The sequence below is a fragment of the Pseudoalteromonas sp. MMG012 genome (assembly GCF_018100875.1).
Classification (GTDB): Bacteria; Pseudomonadota; Gammaproteobacteria; order Enterobacterales; family Alteromonadaceae; genus Pseudoalteromonas; species Pseudoalteromonas aurantia.
Genome location: NZ_JAGJEF010000020.1, coordinates 36,674 through 52,344, shown reverse-complemented (window position 1 = coordinate 52,344; position 15,671 = coordinate 36,674). Strand labels below are relative to the sequence as shown.

Annotated in this window: 10 protein-coding genes; 7 read left to right on the top strand and 3 right to left on the bottom strand. The window is 39.4% G+C overall.

Annotated elements, in window-relative coordinates:
• Nucleotides 1-134 precede the first annotated feature (134 nt).
• The 3 genes from J8L97_RS09275 to J8L97_RS09265 form a co-directional block, all read right to left on the bottom strand.
• A complete protein-coding gene (locus J8L97_RS09275; RefSeq protein WP_211048990.1) occupies nt 135-2,141 on the bottom strand; it encodes a hypothetical protein in 2,007 nt (668 codons plus the stop codon).
• A 170-nt stretch (nt 2,142-2,311) separates the two neighbouring features.
• On the bottom strand, nt 2,312-3,010 hold the full coding sequence (locus J8L97_RS09270) for a LytTR family DNA-binding domain-containing protein (RefSeq protein WP_211048989.1): 699 nt from the start codon (nt 3,008-3,010) through the stop codon (nt 2,312-2,314).
• A 374-nt stretch (nt 3,011-3,384) separates the two neighbouring features.
• Complete coding sequence (locus J8L97_RS09265; protein ID WP_312037144.1) at nt 3,385-4,560, bottom strand: hypothetical protein; 1,176 nt, start codon at nt 4,558-4,560, stop codon at nt 3,385-3,387.
• A gap of 829 nt (nt 4,561-5,389) precedes the next feature.
• Here J8L97_RS09265 and J8L97_RS09260 point away from each other — a divergent pair.
• The 7 genes from J8L97_RS09260 to J8L97_RS09230 all read left to right on the top strand — a co-directional run bounded on the left by J8L97_RS09260 (nt 5,390) and on the right by J8L97_RS09230 (nt 15,662).
• Nucleotides 5,390-5,563: a hypothetical protein gene (locus J8L97_RS09260; RefSeq protein ID WP_225738487.1), complete on the top strand. Its 174-nt coding sequence runs from the start codon at nt 5,390-5,392 to the stop codon at nt 5,561-5,563.
• Nucleotides 5,564-5,577: 14 nt separating this feature from the next.
• Nucleotides 5,578-6,357, top strand: coding sequence for a thioesterase II family protein (locus J8L97_RS09255; protein WP_247688606.1), 780 nt, complete (start codon nt 5,578-5,580; stop codon nt 6,355-6,357).
• A gap of 129 nt (nt 6,358-6,486) precedes the next feature.
• Complete coding sequence (locus tag J8L97_RS09250) at nt 6,487-7,857, top strand: TolC family protein (protein WP_247671176.1); 1,371 nt, start codon at nt 6,487-6,489, stop codon at nt 7,855-7,857.
• Nucleotides 7,858-7,914: 57 nt separating this feature from the next.
• Nucleotides 7,915-9,573, top strand: a complete 1,659-nt coding sequence (locus J8L97_RS09245; protein ID WP_211048988.1) for a hypothetical protein — start codon at nt 7,915-7,917, stop codon at nt 9,571-9,573.
• Between the two features lie 217 nt (nt 9,574-9,790).
• On the top strand, nt 9,791-10,282 hold the full coding sequence (locus J8L97_RS09240; protein WP_119862558.1) for a VOC family protein: 492 nt from the start codon (nt 9,791-9,793) through the stop codon (nt 10,280-10,282).
• An 8-nt stretch (nt 10,283-10,290) separates the two neighbouring features.
• The gene (locus tag J8L97_RS09235) at nt 10,291-12,336 is read left to right on the top strand and encodes an AMP-binding protein (RefSeq protein WP_211048986.1); all 2,046 of its coding nucleotides are present in this window, start codon (nt 10,291-10,293) and stop codon (nt 12,334-12,336) included.
• Nucleotides 12,333-15,662, top strand: a complete 3,330-nt coding sequence (locus tag J8L97_RS09230) for a non-ribosomal peptide synthetase (protein WP_211048984.1) — start codon at nt 12,333-12,335, stop codon at nt 15,660-15,662. Before J8L97_RS09235 ends, J8L97_RS09230 begins: the two co-directional genes overlap by 4 nt.
• The last annotated feature ends 9 nt before the right edge of the window (nt 15,663-15,671 follow it).

The window sequence follows — 15,671 nt, the reverse complement described above, 5'->3', positions numbered from 1 at the left end:
TTATCAAGATGTTGTGAGTTGGTCTATTTTATTTAAATTAACCCATTTTTATATTGTTGTGTAATTTGCATTAAACTCCCCTGCTTTTCTTAATAGCAGCAGAGGAGTTGGAGGCGGTGAACTCAATAAAGACACTATAGTTTTAGTGTCACAGTGAGTGACATCTTTGGTTTAGCTACATCATAATATAAGTGGTTCCTAAGTAGACTGTTAGCTCGGTTTAAAGCGAAAACCTGCCGCTTAAATTCCGTTTTATCACGTCCGAAAGCCGCGAGATTAAAGCGCATATTTGTAGTGGTATTGAAATTAAATTCAGTGAAAAAGCTCAACTGTGGGGCCGTTTTTTCAGTGTAAATTTCGTCATAATAGTATTCAGTATAAACATGACTTTTTTGGTAATGTACTCCCCAAGATAACGCATTGAAATCCTGTTTAAAGTCTAAGTTTAACTGCTGTGGGGTAAGGCCTGTAATAGCTCTTTTACCTGTTATTGAATCGTTAAATATGGCATGTCGATAAGTATGCGTCATTTCTAAACGACTATTGGGTACAATTTTATCGGCTTGAAGTGTTATTTGTAAATCAGTACCAAAATACTGGGCGGACCCTGCGTTACCAATGCCAACTTCAGTGTCAGACAATAAAGTGTACTCGTGGATATCACGTTGCCATTGATAAAAGGTGTTTAGGTTAATGTTGACGAGTGTGTTTGGTACGTAATTGGCTTGCATTTCAAGCTCATCATATTTCATCGGCTTTAAGCGAAGGTTACCGATGAATGCCCTGTCATAGTTTGATTCTTCACTGGCTATAAACGGTTCAAAATCAAGTTGTTTGACTTGTTGCTTCAATGTTGCTGAAATAGATACAGTACTTTTATTATCAAAACTGAGTCTTACAAATGGTTTAATATACACTTTGCTAAATTCGAAACTGTCATTCCCTAGGGTTGTTAACTTGGCGCTTTCAGCATTGATTCGCGCGTACACTTGCCAATTCTGATTTAATGCATACTGTAATTTGACATACGGTTCATAGCGAATTTCTTGTATATCGCTGGATATATAGTGTGGTGATTGTGCCTCGGATGGTAATGTACTCGCTATGAGCTCATTACGACTATAAGCAATACCTAGCTCGGGTGATAAGGCATGGGTTGGTTGAGACAGTATGACTTTTGCTGCCAGTTCACGCCAATTTTGAGTTTGCATAAACACACTCGAGTCCTGTGGGCGACTATGTGTTGTTGAACTGAAAAATGTAGCGTGAGTATGGGTTTTATCCTGCATATTTTTAAGTGAAGCCACACTGTGTAATTGCCATGTACCCAGGCCTTTATATTGCCAGTCAACGCCAACGTTTAGCTGTGACTTTTGAGTATTTTCTAGAAATAGCTGTTTTGAATTTGTAGAAAATAGATTAAGCGTACTTTCATGATAGTTGTTTTTTTCATTATTAATCGTAAGTTGCAGCAAGTTCTTTTGATTTTCTAAGCGGCTAGTCAAACTGAGCGAGTGGCTTTTATCTTTTTCTTTATATGATTCACCCCCGATGTGATTGGCTATATTATTTGGAGTCTGCTCATAGATATCAGCGGTTGAAATATAGCGTGAGTTTTGGCTATTGGCACTAAACTGATGATTCCAGCCCTGCCAAGGCATGGCTATTTTGAGTGCGATATTATCTAACATGATTCTATCCGCTTGTTGCGCAAATTCAGTGTATAGGGTGGTTTGACTATTATTTTTATGGGTAATGATGTTGATCAATTGTGAGAATTGGCTTGCAACAGAGTAAGGGTGATTGGTGTTATAGAAATCAGCACGCTTAATTTGATCAATGGGTATTTGTTTGAGATACGCTTGGGGAGAGCTATGCTCTGGAATTGAAGGAACCCCATTGATAAGAATATTAACAGTGGCGTTTGATAAGCCCCGTTCACTGGGCTTTTCTACCAGGGTAAACTCTGGGACATTTTCAATAATGTCTAGCGCGTTTTGGGCACTGAATTGAGCCCAATGGTCAGCATTGAGGACTTTGGGTGTGCCCATACTTGTGGTGTTAGCTATGACGTTATGGGTGATGCATGTAGCCAAACCTATAAATAAGTAGCGACATAGATGCTTGAAACGAGTATACAAAACAGGCTCCTTTCTCTCGGTATGATTTTTCTAGTTATTAAATATAAACAAACTAACTACTTCAAAGCCTTAGGGATGATTGGGACGAGTTTTGGGAGGAATTATATAATCGTGCTATTCATCCCTCTGATATTGGGAGAAGCGTATCAGAATGCTCTTGAGAACAGCAATTACGCAGCATCATGCCAGAGTTGTTTGACTTGATGTTTATAGGTTTTGCTCAGGTTGACCGGTTGGCCATTTTTCATCACGATACTGAGACTGCCAGTTGGGGAAGTTTGTATGCGCGTTATATAGTTTATATTAATAAGATGGCAACGGTGGGTGCGTATAAAGTACTTGGCTGGCAAGCGTTGTTCAATTTCCTTTAATGTCGTGCGTTTTAAATACGTTTTCTCCTGGGTAAAAATTTCGACGTAGTTACTGGCTGAATTAATGTTTATGATGTCTTCGAGCGGTAAGACTACTTTATCTTTACCGCTATCAACTAACAGTGTTTGAGCATGATGCTCTGTTGCCGGTTGTTTTTTTAGGTAGTGATACCATATCGCCATAATAATACCAATCACAACTGGGTGAGATGGCGCGAAGTAGACCAAGGTTCTTGAGATTTCATCATGGTAAAAGTAAAAATCAAAAATAGCTTGGTAGGTCATAGAGCAACAAAAAATCACTAGGCCAACGAGAATATAGGGTCGTTTTTTAGTTGCCTGAGTCGGATCGTATAAATGATTGAGTAAACGAAATGTTATAGGGGTCAGTAAGTACCATAGTCCCCACTCTTGCAGCGCCCATAAAGGGTGGTTGTCAAATTGGTGCTTAGTGAGCACGAGCGCATCATGGATGATCGTAAGTATCGATAACAACATGATAATTATCGTCCATACAAGCGTTGACAATATCCACTCATTCTTGAACTGTGATGTCGAGAGAAGCTTGAATTTAATGGTATCGTCCTTTTACTTACCTACCCACTTGCAATTTTATAGCAATAAGGCAGCGTATTTCAATGCTTTAATCTATATAAAATGTAACAATTGAACCTGTAAAAGGTTCAGGTTTTATGAGAACATTGTGACTTTGATACAATCAAGTTGATTAAAGTTTCTTGCTCGAGGATGTTGGTGTGTTGAGTGGAGACCTGCTAACAGGTTGCTTACGGCGGCTTTATAAAAGGACACATCAACATAGCGAAAGCTGGACGAAAAGGCCGTCAAGCTTTCGCATAGTAATGATTATCTCGTTAGAGGTCGCTGTCTTTTTGATTTGATAGCGTAGCAATAAGTTCAGACAGTGCATTGTTAACACTTTGAGCATTATTCCAATCTAAATTATCCCAGTCTAATTCAAGGTTAAGATCTGCAACATTGCTAAACAGTAATGTTTTTAAAATATCGACAGAGTGAATATTCTTTAAGTTATAAGTTGTGGTGACTTTCTTGGCGGCTTTCTTCCCCGCTAATTGCTGCTCAATGAGGTCGCCAATATACTTTCTATCAGATAAATTGAGTAGCTTTTTATCGTGTTCTACTTTGTAATCGTTTTCAATTTTTAAGACGATTTTCTTTGTACCGACAAATGAGTTTGTTAGGCCTTTTTCATAAGCTTCGATGACTTCTGGGTATCGAGTCAAAACATTATAATTATCAAAGGCACCCATGGAAATCCCTAAATTCTTCGCTTTATCCTTAACGGTTAGCTTTTTATCTCCGAGCTTTAGGCGTGCTTGGTCTAGAGAGTCGATTTCTCTCATGGCAGACAAGAATGCTTGTAATTTACCGTATTGAGGCAGGTCTTCGCGACTCGCATTTTCCTGGAATTGCTTTACTTTCGATAGCAGTGGTTTGTTTTCATACACTTTAAATTGTGCAACATGAGAGAAACCATATGCAAACACTAATGCGAAAAATCGACGGTGCCCAGTGAGTATTTGGTAATGACCATCATCTGTAGGAAAGACGGTCGGTGCTTGAATCATTTCTGAAACGGAGATATTTTCGCCAAGCTCAACGATGGACTCGATAGTTGTATTGGCTTTCTTCCATTCATTAGACCCATATTTTAGACAATTTATAATACAAGACTTACCGATCATTACATGATTTTCAGCTTGGTAAATCTCACTGAGTTGTCTTTTGGTGATATTGCGCGTAATAAATTGCTTTGCATGCTCGTCTTCAATAAAAATACACGGCATAAACCTAGCATTTGAATCGTCTGGTTGAACTGAGCTAAGAAAAAGTGATTTATACTCAAATGATTCAATATGAAACAGTTCTTTATTGTTAACGCTGGCCAATAGTAATTGATCTAGTTTTTCTACCATAGTTCTGTTGCTCAAGTAAATTGTGGTTTTGCCAAGTGTGTGACCTGTTTCGGTCATGAAACACGGAACACTTGCATGATAAATGTTCGACATATCATGACTTGTTGTATCATCAGTCTACGATGAATGTCGTTAATTATTATTTTTGAATAGCTAGACTATATCAGAATCAAGATTGTTCGGCCACTCAGGAATTACTGTTACCTTTTTTATTCCAAGTTCTTATAGGTACAGGTAATGAAAGTTGGTCGTTCATTTTACGATATTAATAGATAGGGAGACTTTGACCGAGGTGATGGCAGGTCTGACAATTAAGAATTTATTTAAATCATCTTAAAAAACTAAAATACAGATGACAAAGAGCTGATTTACGCTTTTTGTTGTAGAGCTGTCGCTTTAGGTTTTCTTTTTAGTTATTGTTTTTAATGCTTTTATTTCGTTGTTTGATGGTTATTAATATGACCTTTAATACTTGAGTTCTTCGACTAGCCACATATCGTCTGAAAAGCAGTATTATTTGTTTTTTAGTTGCATCAAAAAGTATGAAGGATTGCACTGATATTTTTTGTTTTTGTAATTGTTATATATTCGGTTTCGTTATATTTTTTATTTTAAGTATTAAAAACAATGTCTTGTGGTTTTTCGTTCTGTTTTTTTTTAGAGGTTAGATAACATTTCATAATTTCAACTTTTTAGGTTTCCTGTGTAATCTAGGTGCTGTTGACGAGATGAAGACAATACGTAAATAACTTCTCTCTAATCTTAAACAAATATGAAAAATGAAGTATGTGTATGCCGTATTTAAATAGCCCATGTATGTTCATTTTATATAGTGCTTACTTATAAAGGTGTAATAGCAATGTTCAATGAGTCTGATGAAAAAAGATACGTAAAACTATATAACAAGACAAAGGATCGCAGCATGCCAGTAGCAAAATCACTATCTAGAAAAGAGCTTGAGTTAGTTAAATGGGCATATGAACAAGGTTACTCTCGCGGAAAGCTGGATGGTGCTGACGGTGTATTTTTACATTCACAAGCAATCAATTCTCAGTTGGAAATGGACCTTGAGAATTTAATTCAACCGCTAAACTAATGGAGCAATCTGACATGTATACTCTCAATAAGAAACAGAGCAGAATGAGCAAATGGTGTGTCACGCCAAAACCTCGACCTAATGCAGATGTCAAATTAATTTGCTTCCCTTATGCTGGTGGCGGCGTATCTGTCTTTTATCCGTGGGTAGATTTGCTTCCTGATAATGTTGAACTCAATATTATTCAACTACCAGGAAGAGGCTCTCATTTTTCCGCAGAGCCGATTGCTGATATGGCATCATTAATTGAATCATTATTTAGTGAACTGGCACCTATATTACACTCTGATTATATTATTTTTGGTCATAGTTTAGGAAGCCGGATTGGTTTTGAATTAATCATCCGGGCTATTCGAGTGGGTTTAAAGCCTCCGATGCATTTCTTTGCATCAGGCAGTGCGGGTCCTCAAAGAAAATGTTTTGATCGGAAGGTTTACGAGCTACCTGATGTTGATTTTATTAAAGAATTAAAAGACATGAAAGGAACACCTGCGGAAATTCTTGAAAACAAAGAATTGATAGAGTTGCATTTACCAATGCTAAGGTCTGACTTTAAAGTTGCCGGGGAATATAGCTATAAAGGAAACGTGAATATACCTTCGCCTGTCACCGTGTTATTTGGTAAAGATGATGCTATTTCTGATGAAGAAATTCATATGTGGGGTATGTATTTTTCTGATTTTTCTAAGGTTGAATGTTCAGGCGGGCACTTTTTTATTGATACGCACCCTCATCAAGTTTTAGCTCAGTTAAATCTTTATTTTGAAACTCAGTTTGCGATAAATGCGGCGTAAACAGAGCGGATTTAATTTATTTTATTTGGCAGACAGCGTTAGAATTTCAAACAATTATGGCGTGTCTTTATTATTTCAATATCTCACTCGTGAGATAGATCTATTTATCGTTAGAGGTAGGGGGTTTCGTTGAAGTTTAATCTAATTTGTCTTTGCATGTCACTGACATACATGAGCGCTGCTCATGGCAGTACGCTTATCGAGTTATACAGTAACGGGGTTAAAAATAACTTATCTGTCAATGCTGAGCGTGTTGCATATTTGGCGGGGTTAGAGGGTGAGAAGCAGTCTTTTGCGCAGCTATTACCTCAATTAAAGTTATCAGCGCATGTGCGTTATGATGCTCAAACACAGGCGTTAGATACTCATAATCTATTGCAATATAAAGGGGCGCAAAAATCAGCATCGGATGCTGCGGAATATGAATTAGGGCTGAGTCAGCGATTATTTGATTTGCCAGCCTACTATGATTATAAAGGTAGTCAGTACGGCTCGACTCAGGCCAAAGTCAAATTTCAACAAGCATTGTCTACCTATACCAGCGATTTTTTATCTGCATACTTAGATGTAGTAGAAGCGCAAGAGAAGTTACTCTTTATTCAAGAGACGCTAGATGCGTATGAAAAGCAAAGTAGTATTATTACTAATCGCTATGCGGTGGGCTTAGTCAAAATCAGTGAATTGAAAGAGTCAGAATCACAGCAGCTCAAAGTTGAATCTGATGAAATACTTGCAAAAAATGATCTCGCTTTGGCTTTTGAGCAATTATCTTTAGTCACGCAAGTTGATGTAGATGCTATTCATGCTTTATCTGGTGAAATACCGGTACTGCATAATCCCGCTGAGTCAATCACACATTTACAAAAAAAGTTTAAGAATAACTGGGGGTTTAAACTTGCGAGTTTAGATTTGACGGTTGCGAATGAGAATTGGAAAGCAAAAAAGGCGAAGCACTTGCCTACCGTGACGAGTCGGTTGAGTTACACCGATAGTAATACCGATTCGACGTACAACTTTCAGCACCCAGATACATTAAATCGGCATGGCTGGAATATTGGCGTGTATTTGGAAATGCCAATTTATAATGGCGGAGGTGTAAGCTCTGCGAGCAGTGAAGCAAAGCTTTCTATGGAGCGCGCGAAATACATGAAAAAGCTTAAACAGTTGGAGGTTAAGCAGCAAATATTGAAAAACCATAGAACTTTGCGTGCAATTTCACACTCATTAGCTGCGAATGGGCTGGCTGTTGAGGCGGTAGAATTAGCATTGAAAAATTCAGAAGATGAATATTTCAGTGGTCTAGGGCCATTTAGTAGAGTGTTAGATAACCGCGCTCGGTTAATGTCAGAGAAGGTTCAGCTGATCCAAGAGAAATACCAGTATGTGAAATTATATATTTCGTTAAAAGAGGTAATGGGTGAGTTATCGAACACTGAAGTTGGTTTTTTAAATCGTTTATTTAGTGGCGTATTAGCACAGAGAGTGACTGTCGATAAATAGGTGCACATAGTGACTCTGCTGTCGCTGACCGATAAATATGAATAGGAGATAGTTTACATGAAATACATGGTTATATTAGGCGCTTTAGCGTTAGTTGCAGGGTGCGGCAGCCAACAATATAATGAAACACAAGTCGTAAGTGAGAAAAAAGCATTTAAAGTTAAAAGTGAATATGCGTTATTGGGTAGCTGGAAAGGAGATACTGCACAGATAGAGTTTCATGGGAGTCACTTTAATCAAGTTTTCTCTAACTCGTTTGTGCAACAGTCTCAAGTACAGACAGGACGGTATAGTCATGATGGCATCGTTCAAAAATTTCATTGGAGCTTAGATTCTGCTGGGATCGTGACGCTAAATATCGTTGATGGAACATGTGGTATCGTCCCGTTAGATTATTGCAATGTGAGTGCAAAAAAACAAATTACATTAAGCGGCTCAGATATCAGTGCTGCAACTTGGGAAATCAAAACAGACGGTGACTTAGATGGCGTTTACGAAAGTACGATTTCAGAGCCGGTTGTTAGAAATGAATTTAGTGATACACAGCTTCATGCGGGCAAACAGTTTTTGAAGTTATCAGATAATTTCGATCGCCCTTTGGAAATGGTCTTAAATGATGATGTGGTTAATTTATTGCTTCCAATTAGTACTGCTTCAACACACAAATATGTGCGCTTGTCTGGGGCTGTTAAGCAATCGGATCATAGCATCATATTTGATAAACATGAAGGTACCACATTAAGTGAACCACAGCGCTTTAAAGTGGCGAATGAAGCTGATGTGTTATTAGATGTAGAAAGTCAAATAAGTGATGTTGTGTTGAGAAGTGGACTCGGTGATAGTGTCGTTATTGATTATCTGATCACACGTAAGATAGTTATGCCGGACAATTTAACCGCATCTCAATTAGATTTGTCACAGTTTAAGGTTACAGAGCGCCATACCATAGTGACAAAAGAGTCAGTTGCGCTGTTAAGCGATCTTAGCATTAACTTAAATGAGACTTACTATTCTAAAATACCTGCAGGCTTTAGTGCATCGGCGGATGGTGCAGGTCACCAGATTGTTTTTCATGAAGGAAATACAGGCGTGATTTCGTTTATAGACCCAAGTAGTGACAATGCAGAGAATACTCAAACATTCACTTGGGAATATAAGAGTGATCAACAAGTGCATGTTGCTTTAGCTAATGGCATAAGCTGGGACTTAGGGTTTACAGGAACTGTACTTGGTGGCTACAGTGCGATTTATCAAAATGAAAGTAATGATATATACGGGCATGACTTCTTAACGCAAGGATACGTTGATCCTAACACATTAGTACCTGGTCGCTTTACGCTTGAGAATACGGATGGGTTATCAACGGTTGATGTTGAGTTCAAAGAGAATGGTGAAATACTGATTCAAGCTGGACCAATTAGCTTTAGTGGTTTTTGGGCTGTCACAGATGAGCGAGAAATTGTGAGCTTTGAATGTGAGCAACATGATGGTGTATTAGTAACAGAGCTAGATCTTTGTAAAAGCCAACTGCAACTGATTGGGACTGACGAGAGTACTTTAAAGTTTGGTCATATACGTAAATTTAAGTTTTTACATAGCAACGGTAATAAATTGGTTTCAACATACAACGCGACCGCTTGGGGTGAACCGCTTACGACCGGCGCTGTACCAGTACATTTTAATTGGGTTTATCGTTGGCAACGCGTTGGAGATTAGTCAGTAACGTAAGTCGTAACACGGTTCAGGAATTGTCTTTTTAGATTAGCCATAAACCTGCTGACTGTATATAGCCACATAGTCAGCAGGTGGAGAGAACAATTTTAAATATTGAAGTTAACTAATTGCCACTTAAACCAAGATTATGAATAAAAATAGAAATTAAAACTCATGATCAATAAGTCGGCCGTTATATGTGCAAGTAAGGAAGAATAAAATGAAACAGATATTAAATCATGCAACACGTATCGATCACTTGGCCATTGCGGTTTTAGATCTAGAATCAGCCATTGATTTTTACTGCGGTATTTTAGGGTTTGAACTACTAAAGCAACGAGAAGTAAAAGGTCAGTTCTCAGGTATGTTAGCTGCCGAATTATGTGGTAATGGTTTTACCATCGTATTGGTGCAAGGTACGAATAAAGAATCTCAAGTTTCTAGGTTTGTTGCAGAGTATGGTCCTGGTGTACAACATGTGGCCATTGAAGTTGATGATGTTGAAGAGGCAAAATCCCGTTTAATGCAGACTGGTTTGCAGTTTTCGACCAATATTATTCATGGCGATCAGTTGAAGCAGATTTTCACACTCAGAGATAAAAACTCCGGCACGATGTTTGAATTTATCGAGAAGAAAAAGCGTACTTCACAATTTGAAAAAACAAGTATCCAAAATTTATTTGAGCAATTAGAACTAGCTGGCGCATATTAGGGGTTAACATGAAGTACACGATTATAGATTTTCTTGAAAAAAACAGTCTCGATAAGCCACATGACATTGCTTTTCGTTTTTTAAGTGATAAAGACTTAACACCAGTAAGTTTAAGTCATAGCCAGTTGTGGGAGGCTGTGCAGTTAAGAGCCGAGCAAATTAGACTAAGAGCACAACCTGGTGAGTGTGTATTACTTTTGTTTCCGTCAGGGTTAGATTATGTCGTTACTTTCTATGCATGTTTAGCCGCGGGTATTATAGCGGTTCCTCTATACCCGCCCAGCAAGAGCAATAAAGTAGATAGAATTACGAAGGTAGCACAAAGCTGTGATGCAAAAGTCGCACTGACTATCTCAAGTGAAATGGATAAAATTAATGAATGTTTTGCACATGATAGTGCACTACAAGCGCAAGTACAGCCGATAGCAGTAGACACCTTACCATTAGGTGAACGTTATAAAAGTAGTGAACTTGAGTTAGAGCAAGTTGCCTTTTTACAGTATACGTCTGGTTCTACAGGGGCACCAAAAGGCGTTATGATTTCCCATAAGAATATTATTGGAAATGTGACGCACCTCACGCATACTGCCAGTGCGACACATGAAGATATATTTGTAAACTGGCTACCGCTGTTTCATGATCTAGGTTTAGTGACCGCCATTTTGTGGCCTGTATACTTGGGAACAAGCTCGACTTTAATGTCTCCAGCGACGTTTGTAAGAGAACCGATCAACTGGCTACAAGCCATCCATGATTACAAAGGCACCATGTGTGGCGCGCCTAACTTTGCTTATAACCTATGTACTAAAAAAATATCAGACTCAGTGCTAGATAATTTAGACTTGTCATCATGGAAAGTAGCTTACAATGCGGCCGAGCCAGTGAATGCTGATACATTACGAGACTTTTCAGCACGTTTTGAACAGTGTGGTTTTGATGGTCAAGGTTTTTACCCAGGTTATGGGATGGCAGAGGCAACGGTATTCATTACTGGTGTGACACGAGATCATCAGCCCCCTATGTTGGTATGCGATAAAGCATCACTTGGTTCGTTTAAATTAGACTTAGTTGATGAAAATCACACCGTGTTGACAAGTGAGTTAGTGAGCTGTGGTTATGCTGAGCAAGATCATCATGTGTGTGTGGTTGACCCCAATACAAAAATGCAATTACCAGAAGGTGAGGTCGGTGAGGTTTGGTTCGCAGGTCCAAGTGTTGCGTCAGGGTATTGGAAACTGGAGGATATTTCTGCGCAGGTATTTGCACAAAGTTATACCCAACTCAATGGTGAACAAAGTAAGCCAGTTTACTTGAGAACGGGTGATTTGGGAGTGCTACAGGATCAGCAGCTATATATAACGGGTCGCCATAAGGACTTGGTTATTTTCCAAGGGAAAAACTATTACCCCCAGGATATTGAGCATGCAGCAAGTGAAGCGCATGACGCTGTACGCAGCGGTTATAGTGCTGCATTTTCTGTCGATAGAGCGGGTGAAGAAGAATTGGTACTAGTGACAGAGCTAACTCGAGAAGCCTTTAGAAAAGCGGATTATAAAGCGGTGACGGACAGTATTCGTGCTCATGTCTATCAGCAATGTGAAGTGCAAGTAACTGAAGTGGTTTTATTGAAACCGTATTCAATTCCAATGACGTCAAGTGGGAAAATTCAGCGTAAGCAAGCTAAGGCAAATTGGCAAAATGATACAATGCCAGCTTTGTTTAGCGTAGATGCGACCAGTGAAGTGGCGGAAATAGTGCAACCAGCCACTGTCATTGAGGAAGCCATACATCAAGTGTGGTGTAAACACTTAGCATTAGAGCAGGCTTCTGTTACTGCGCCATTTTATCAATTGGGTGGTGACTCAATCAATGCAATAGAGATTGCAGCAGAGGTTGGTCGCACTTTTGATGCCATAGATTTAGTTGAACGAGACCTGTTAGAGCATCATAGTATTCGCGCTATGGCTGATTATGTATCGCTAAAGCAAAGTATGGCTAACTTGCATGCAGGTAAGCAAAAAAGCGCTGCGAGTGCGGGGCAGTTAGTATTATGAGGTTAGCGGAATTACTGGAAATATTGGCTCAAAAAGGCGTTACTTTGCAATGCCAAGATGGGCAGCTTGTATTAGAAGGCCATGTTGATACCTTATCGAGTTCAGAGATACAAGCGCTTAAAAAGTATAAGCATGAAATTATTGGTTTAAGTGGTGAAAAGAGCAATGTGTTTGATATCGCAATATGCACTCGAGCACACGCTTATAGTACACAAATGACAAGCCATCAAAAAAGCATGTATCTATTAGAGTCACTTGCAGAACAGCCATATTATAACTTACCCGTGGCGTATAAAATTACGGGCTCGCTACAATTGGATAAACTGCAACATGCATTTAATCGACTCATTGCCAACAATGATGTATTAAGAACGATATATAGTAAGCCAGAAGAGACGCAGCATATTCAGTCGCAGCATGATTTTGTTTTACCCCACTCTAAACTGCGTGATGAAGCGTCTTTGGTAGAGGCGCTGAAATGTGAAGCAAATTATCGCTTTGATTTATCAAAAGAGTGGCCGATTCGCGTTCATGTTTATGAACTAGACACTTATTATGTATTGAGCATTAATATTCACCATATTGCCGCTGATGGCTTCTCTGCAAAGGTGATTTTACAGACTCTCGCAGCTGAATATGCACAACCATGTAGCACGGTTCATCGGGTTGCGCAGTATGCAGATTTCAGTGATTGGCAACAGGCGTACTTAACGTCAGATCATGCAAAAGAAGGTGTTACATATTGGCAGGCGCTATTGGAAGGGGTGTCAAGTTGTCATAACTTTCCAATACAATACCCTAGACCTACCACGCTGAGTGTGCAAGGGAAGCGATGGAAGCAGACGCTAAATAAAGACTTATCGAGTCAGTTGAAACAATGTGCGCAAGAACAAGGAGTGTCTAGTTTTTCTCTATTGCAATCGGTATTTGCGTGTTACTTATCAAGAATGAGTGATAGCCAAGATATTGTATTTGGCTCTGTTTATGGAAATCGTAGTGGCGAGAATGTTGCTAATACGGTGGGTATGTTTGCGAATACATTGCCTTTTAGATTCCAATTCAGTGCTGAAGATAGCTTATCCACAGCAGTCATTCAGTGTCAAAAGCTAGTGAAAAATGCGAAGCAGTATCAATATGTTCCTTTTGAGCAGATCGTTGAACTTGCCAATATAGAGCGTCAAGCCAATCATCTGCCTTTGGTGCAAATTATGTTAGTTGCACAAGACAATGCATTAGAGCAATTTCGTCTTGATGGCTGCCAAGTAGAACTCATGGATAATGATCAAGATGTGTCAAAGTTCGACTTCTCGATTCATATTTATACAAAAGGCGAACAGCTGGAGTTTGTATGGGAATACAATACGCACTTATTTAGTGATGATTGGGTTCAGCATTTAGCGCGTTATCTAGAGCATTTTATTGCGCAGCTCATTGCGTCTCCGACCATGGCTTTCTCAAGTATTCACTTTAAGCATGATGCAACAGCTGAGATCATTGAACCGAATCGGTTCCCAGTTTTTAAGAGTTTACCGGAGCTGATCACAGAACAAGCAAGCGATTATGCAAACAGAGTAGCGATTAGCCATTATTCGGAGCAGTTAACTTATGGACAGTTGGTGGATCGACTTTCTCGAGCTGCAAGCCATTTTCTGGACACTCATTATGCCCCCAAAAGCAGAATTGGTGTTTACATGGAAAAATCCATCGATATGGTGGTCGCTATGTTGGCAATTATGCGTGCTGGTTATACCTATGTACCGCTTGATCCCAGTTATCCGCAGGCACGCGTAGCGCAGATCTGTCAAAATGCGGAATTGGCATGTGTAGTGACGCAAGACGGGCATTTTCCAATCAACAATTCGCAGTCGCATTTTGAGGTTGTGACGGTGGCGCAATTACAAAAAAGCGAAGTTAAAGTTGCTTACCCGGTATTGACTGAGGCAGACATTGCCTACGTGTTATATACATCAGGCTCAACTGGAGTGCCTAAAGGAGTCGCTGTACCACATAGCAGTATCTATTATTCACTACAGGCAAATAAAGAAGTATTTAACTTTAATAAAAATGACACGATGCCAACGATTGGCTCTCAAGCTTTTGGTGTGTCATTGCTTGAAATTTTGGTGCCATTATTAAGTGGCGGGAAAATTGAGATTATTACTCGAGATGATGTATCTTTATTGCCTCAACTAATTGAAAAAACACAGCAGGTGTCAGTATTGCATGCTGTGCCGAGCCTAATGGGGCCTTGGATCGATGAAGTGAAAGCCTATGGTGATGACTGTTACCCTGATTTGAGGTTGTTATTGGTTGGCGGTGAGCCTGTGCCAGACACGCTTTTGAAAAAAATACACGCTTGGCGTGAAGATGTTGAAGTTCGGGTTTTATATGGTATGACGGAGTCATCGGTGGTGAGCAGTAGTTATAATCCAAAGTCGGTCTCAGCATTAAATTACTGTATTGGTCAGCCTCATCCCAATGTGAATTACTTGGTAATGAACCAGTTTGGTGCGATACAACCGAAAGGGTTAAGTGGTGAATTGTATGTGGCTGGGTTGTCATTAGCCGCCGCCTATGTTGGCAACAAGCAGCAAACGGATAAACACTTCACTTATGACGAAAGTACAGCGCAACGAGTATACAAAACGGGTGACCGAGTAAAATGCCATTTGGATGGCCACTATGAGTTCTTAGGCCGGTTAGACAATCAGATCAGTTTAAGAGGCGTGAGAATCGAATTAGGTGAAATCGAAAGCTGCGTTAATGACATAAGCGTGGTGACTCACTGTGTTGTGCATCCTCAATTGATGAATGACACCGATGTTTTATTGGTACTATATTACAGTATTAAGTACGGGGCAGACAGTGAAGACGCTCTGGCACAAATCAAAGCGCAGTTAACTGAGCACTTACCAGTCTCAATGAGGCCGACATTGTTTAGCCAACTGGATGCATTACCGCTTAATGCCAACGGGAAAATTGATCGTAAATCGTTACCTATTCCGCAGTTGAAAAGTGTTTATATTGCACCGGCAACGCCGACAGAGAAAACGATGCAAAATCTATGGTGTGACTTGTTTGAGCTTGATTCTATTTCAGTGGAAGATAATTTCTTTGAATTAGGCGGGCATTCTTTGTTGGCGAGTAAGTTAGTTGCCAAAGCGAATGACATTTTTCAAGTGAGTTTATCAATTTCAGCATTTTTTACTGCACCAACCATTCGACTGTGTGCGATGAAAATAGATTCTGAGCGCGATAAAAACAAGCTGCAATTACTCCAAGCGACAATTGTAAATGATTCAAATAGCGAAGAGCTGATATTTTAATAAGGCACA

Bases quoted from the DNA above. Each gene is read 5' to 3' on its own strand.
- J8L97_RS09230 (WP_211048984.1), top strand. From the start codon at position 12,333: ATGAGGTTAGCGGAATTACTGGAAATATTGGCTCAAAAAGGCGTTACT.
- J8L97_RS09260 (WP_225738487.1), top strand. From the start codon at position 5,390: ATGCCAGTAGCAAAATCACTATCTAGAAAAGAGCTTGAGTTAGTTAAA.
- J8L97_RS09245 (WP_211048988.1), top strand. From the start codon at position 7,915: ATGAAATACATGGTTATATTAGGCGCTTTAGCGTTAGTTGCAGGGTGC.
- J8L97_RS09265 (WP_312037144.1), bottom strand. From the start codon at position 4,560: ATGTCGAACATTTATCATGCAAGTGTTCCGTGTTTCATGACCGAAACA.
- J8L97_RS09270 (WP_211048989.1), bottom strand. From the start codon at position 3,010: ATGTTGTTATCGATACTTACGATCATCCATGATGCGCTCGTGCTCACT.
- J8L97_RS09235 (WP_211048986.1), top strand. From the start codon at position 10,291: ATGAAGTACACGATTATAGATTTTCTTGAAAAAAACAGTCTCGATAAG.
- J8L97_RS09255 (WP_247688606.1), top strand. From the start codon at position 5,578: ATGTATACTCTCAATAAGAAACAGAGCAGAATGAGCAAATGGTGTGTC.
- J8L97_RS09240 (WP_119862558.1), top strand. From the start codon at position 9,791: ATGAAACAGATATTAAATCATGCAACACGTATCGATCACTTGGCCATT.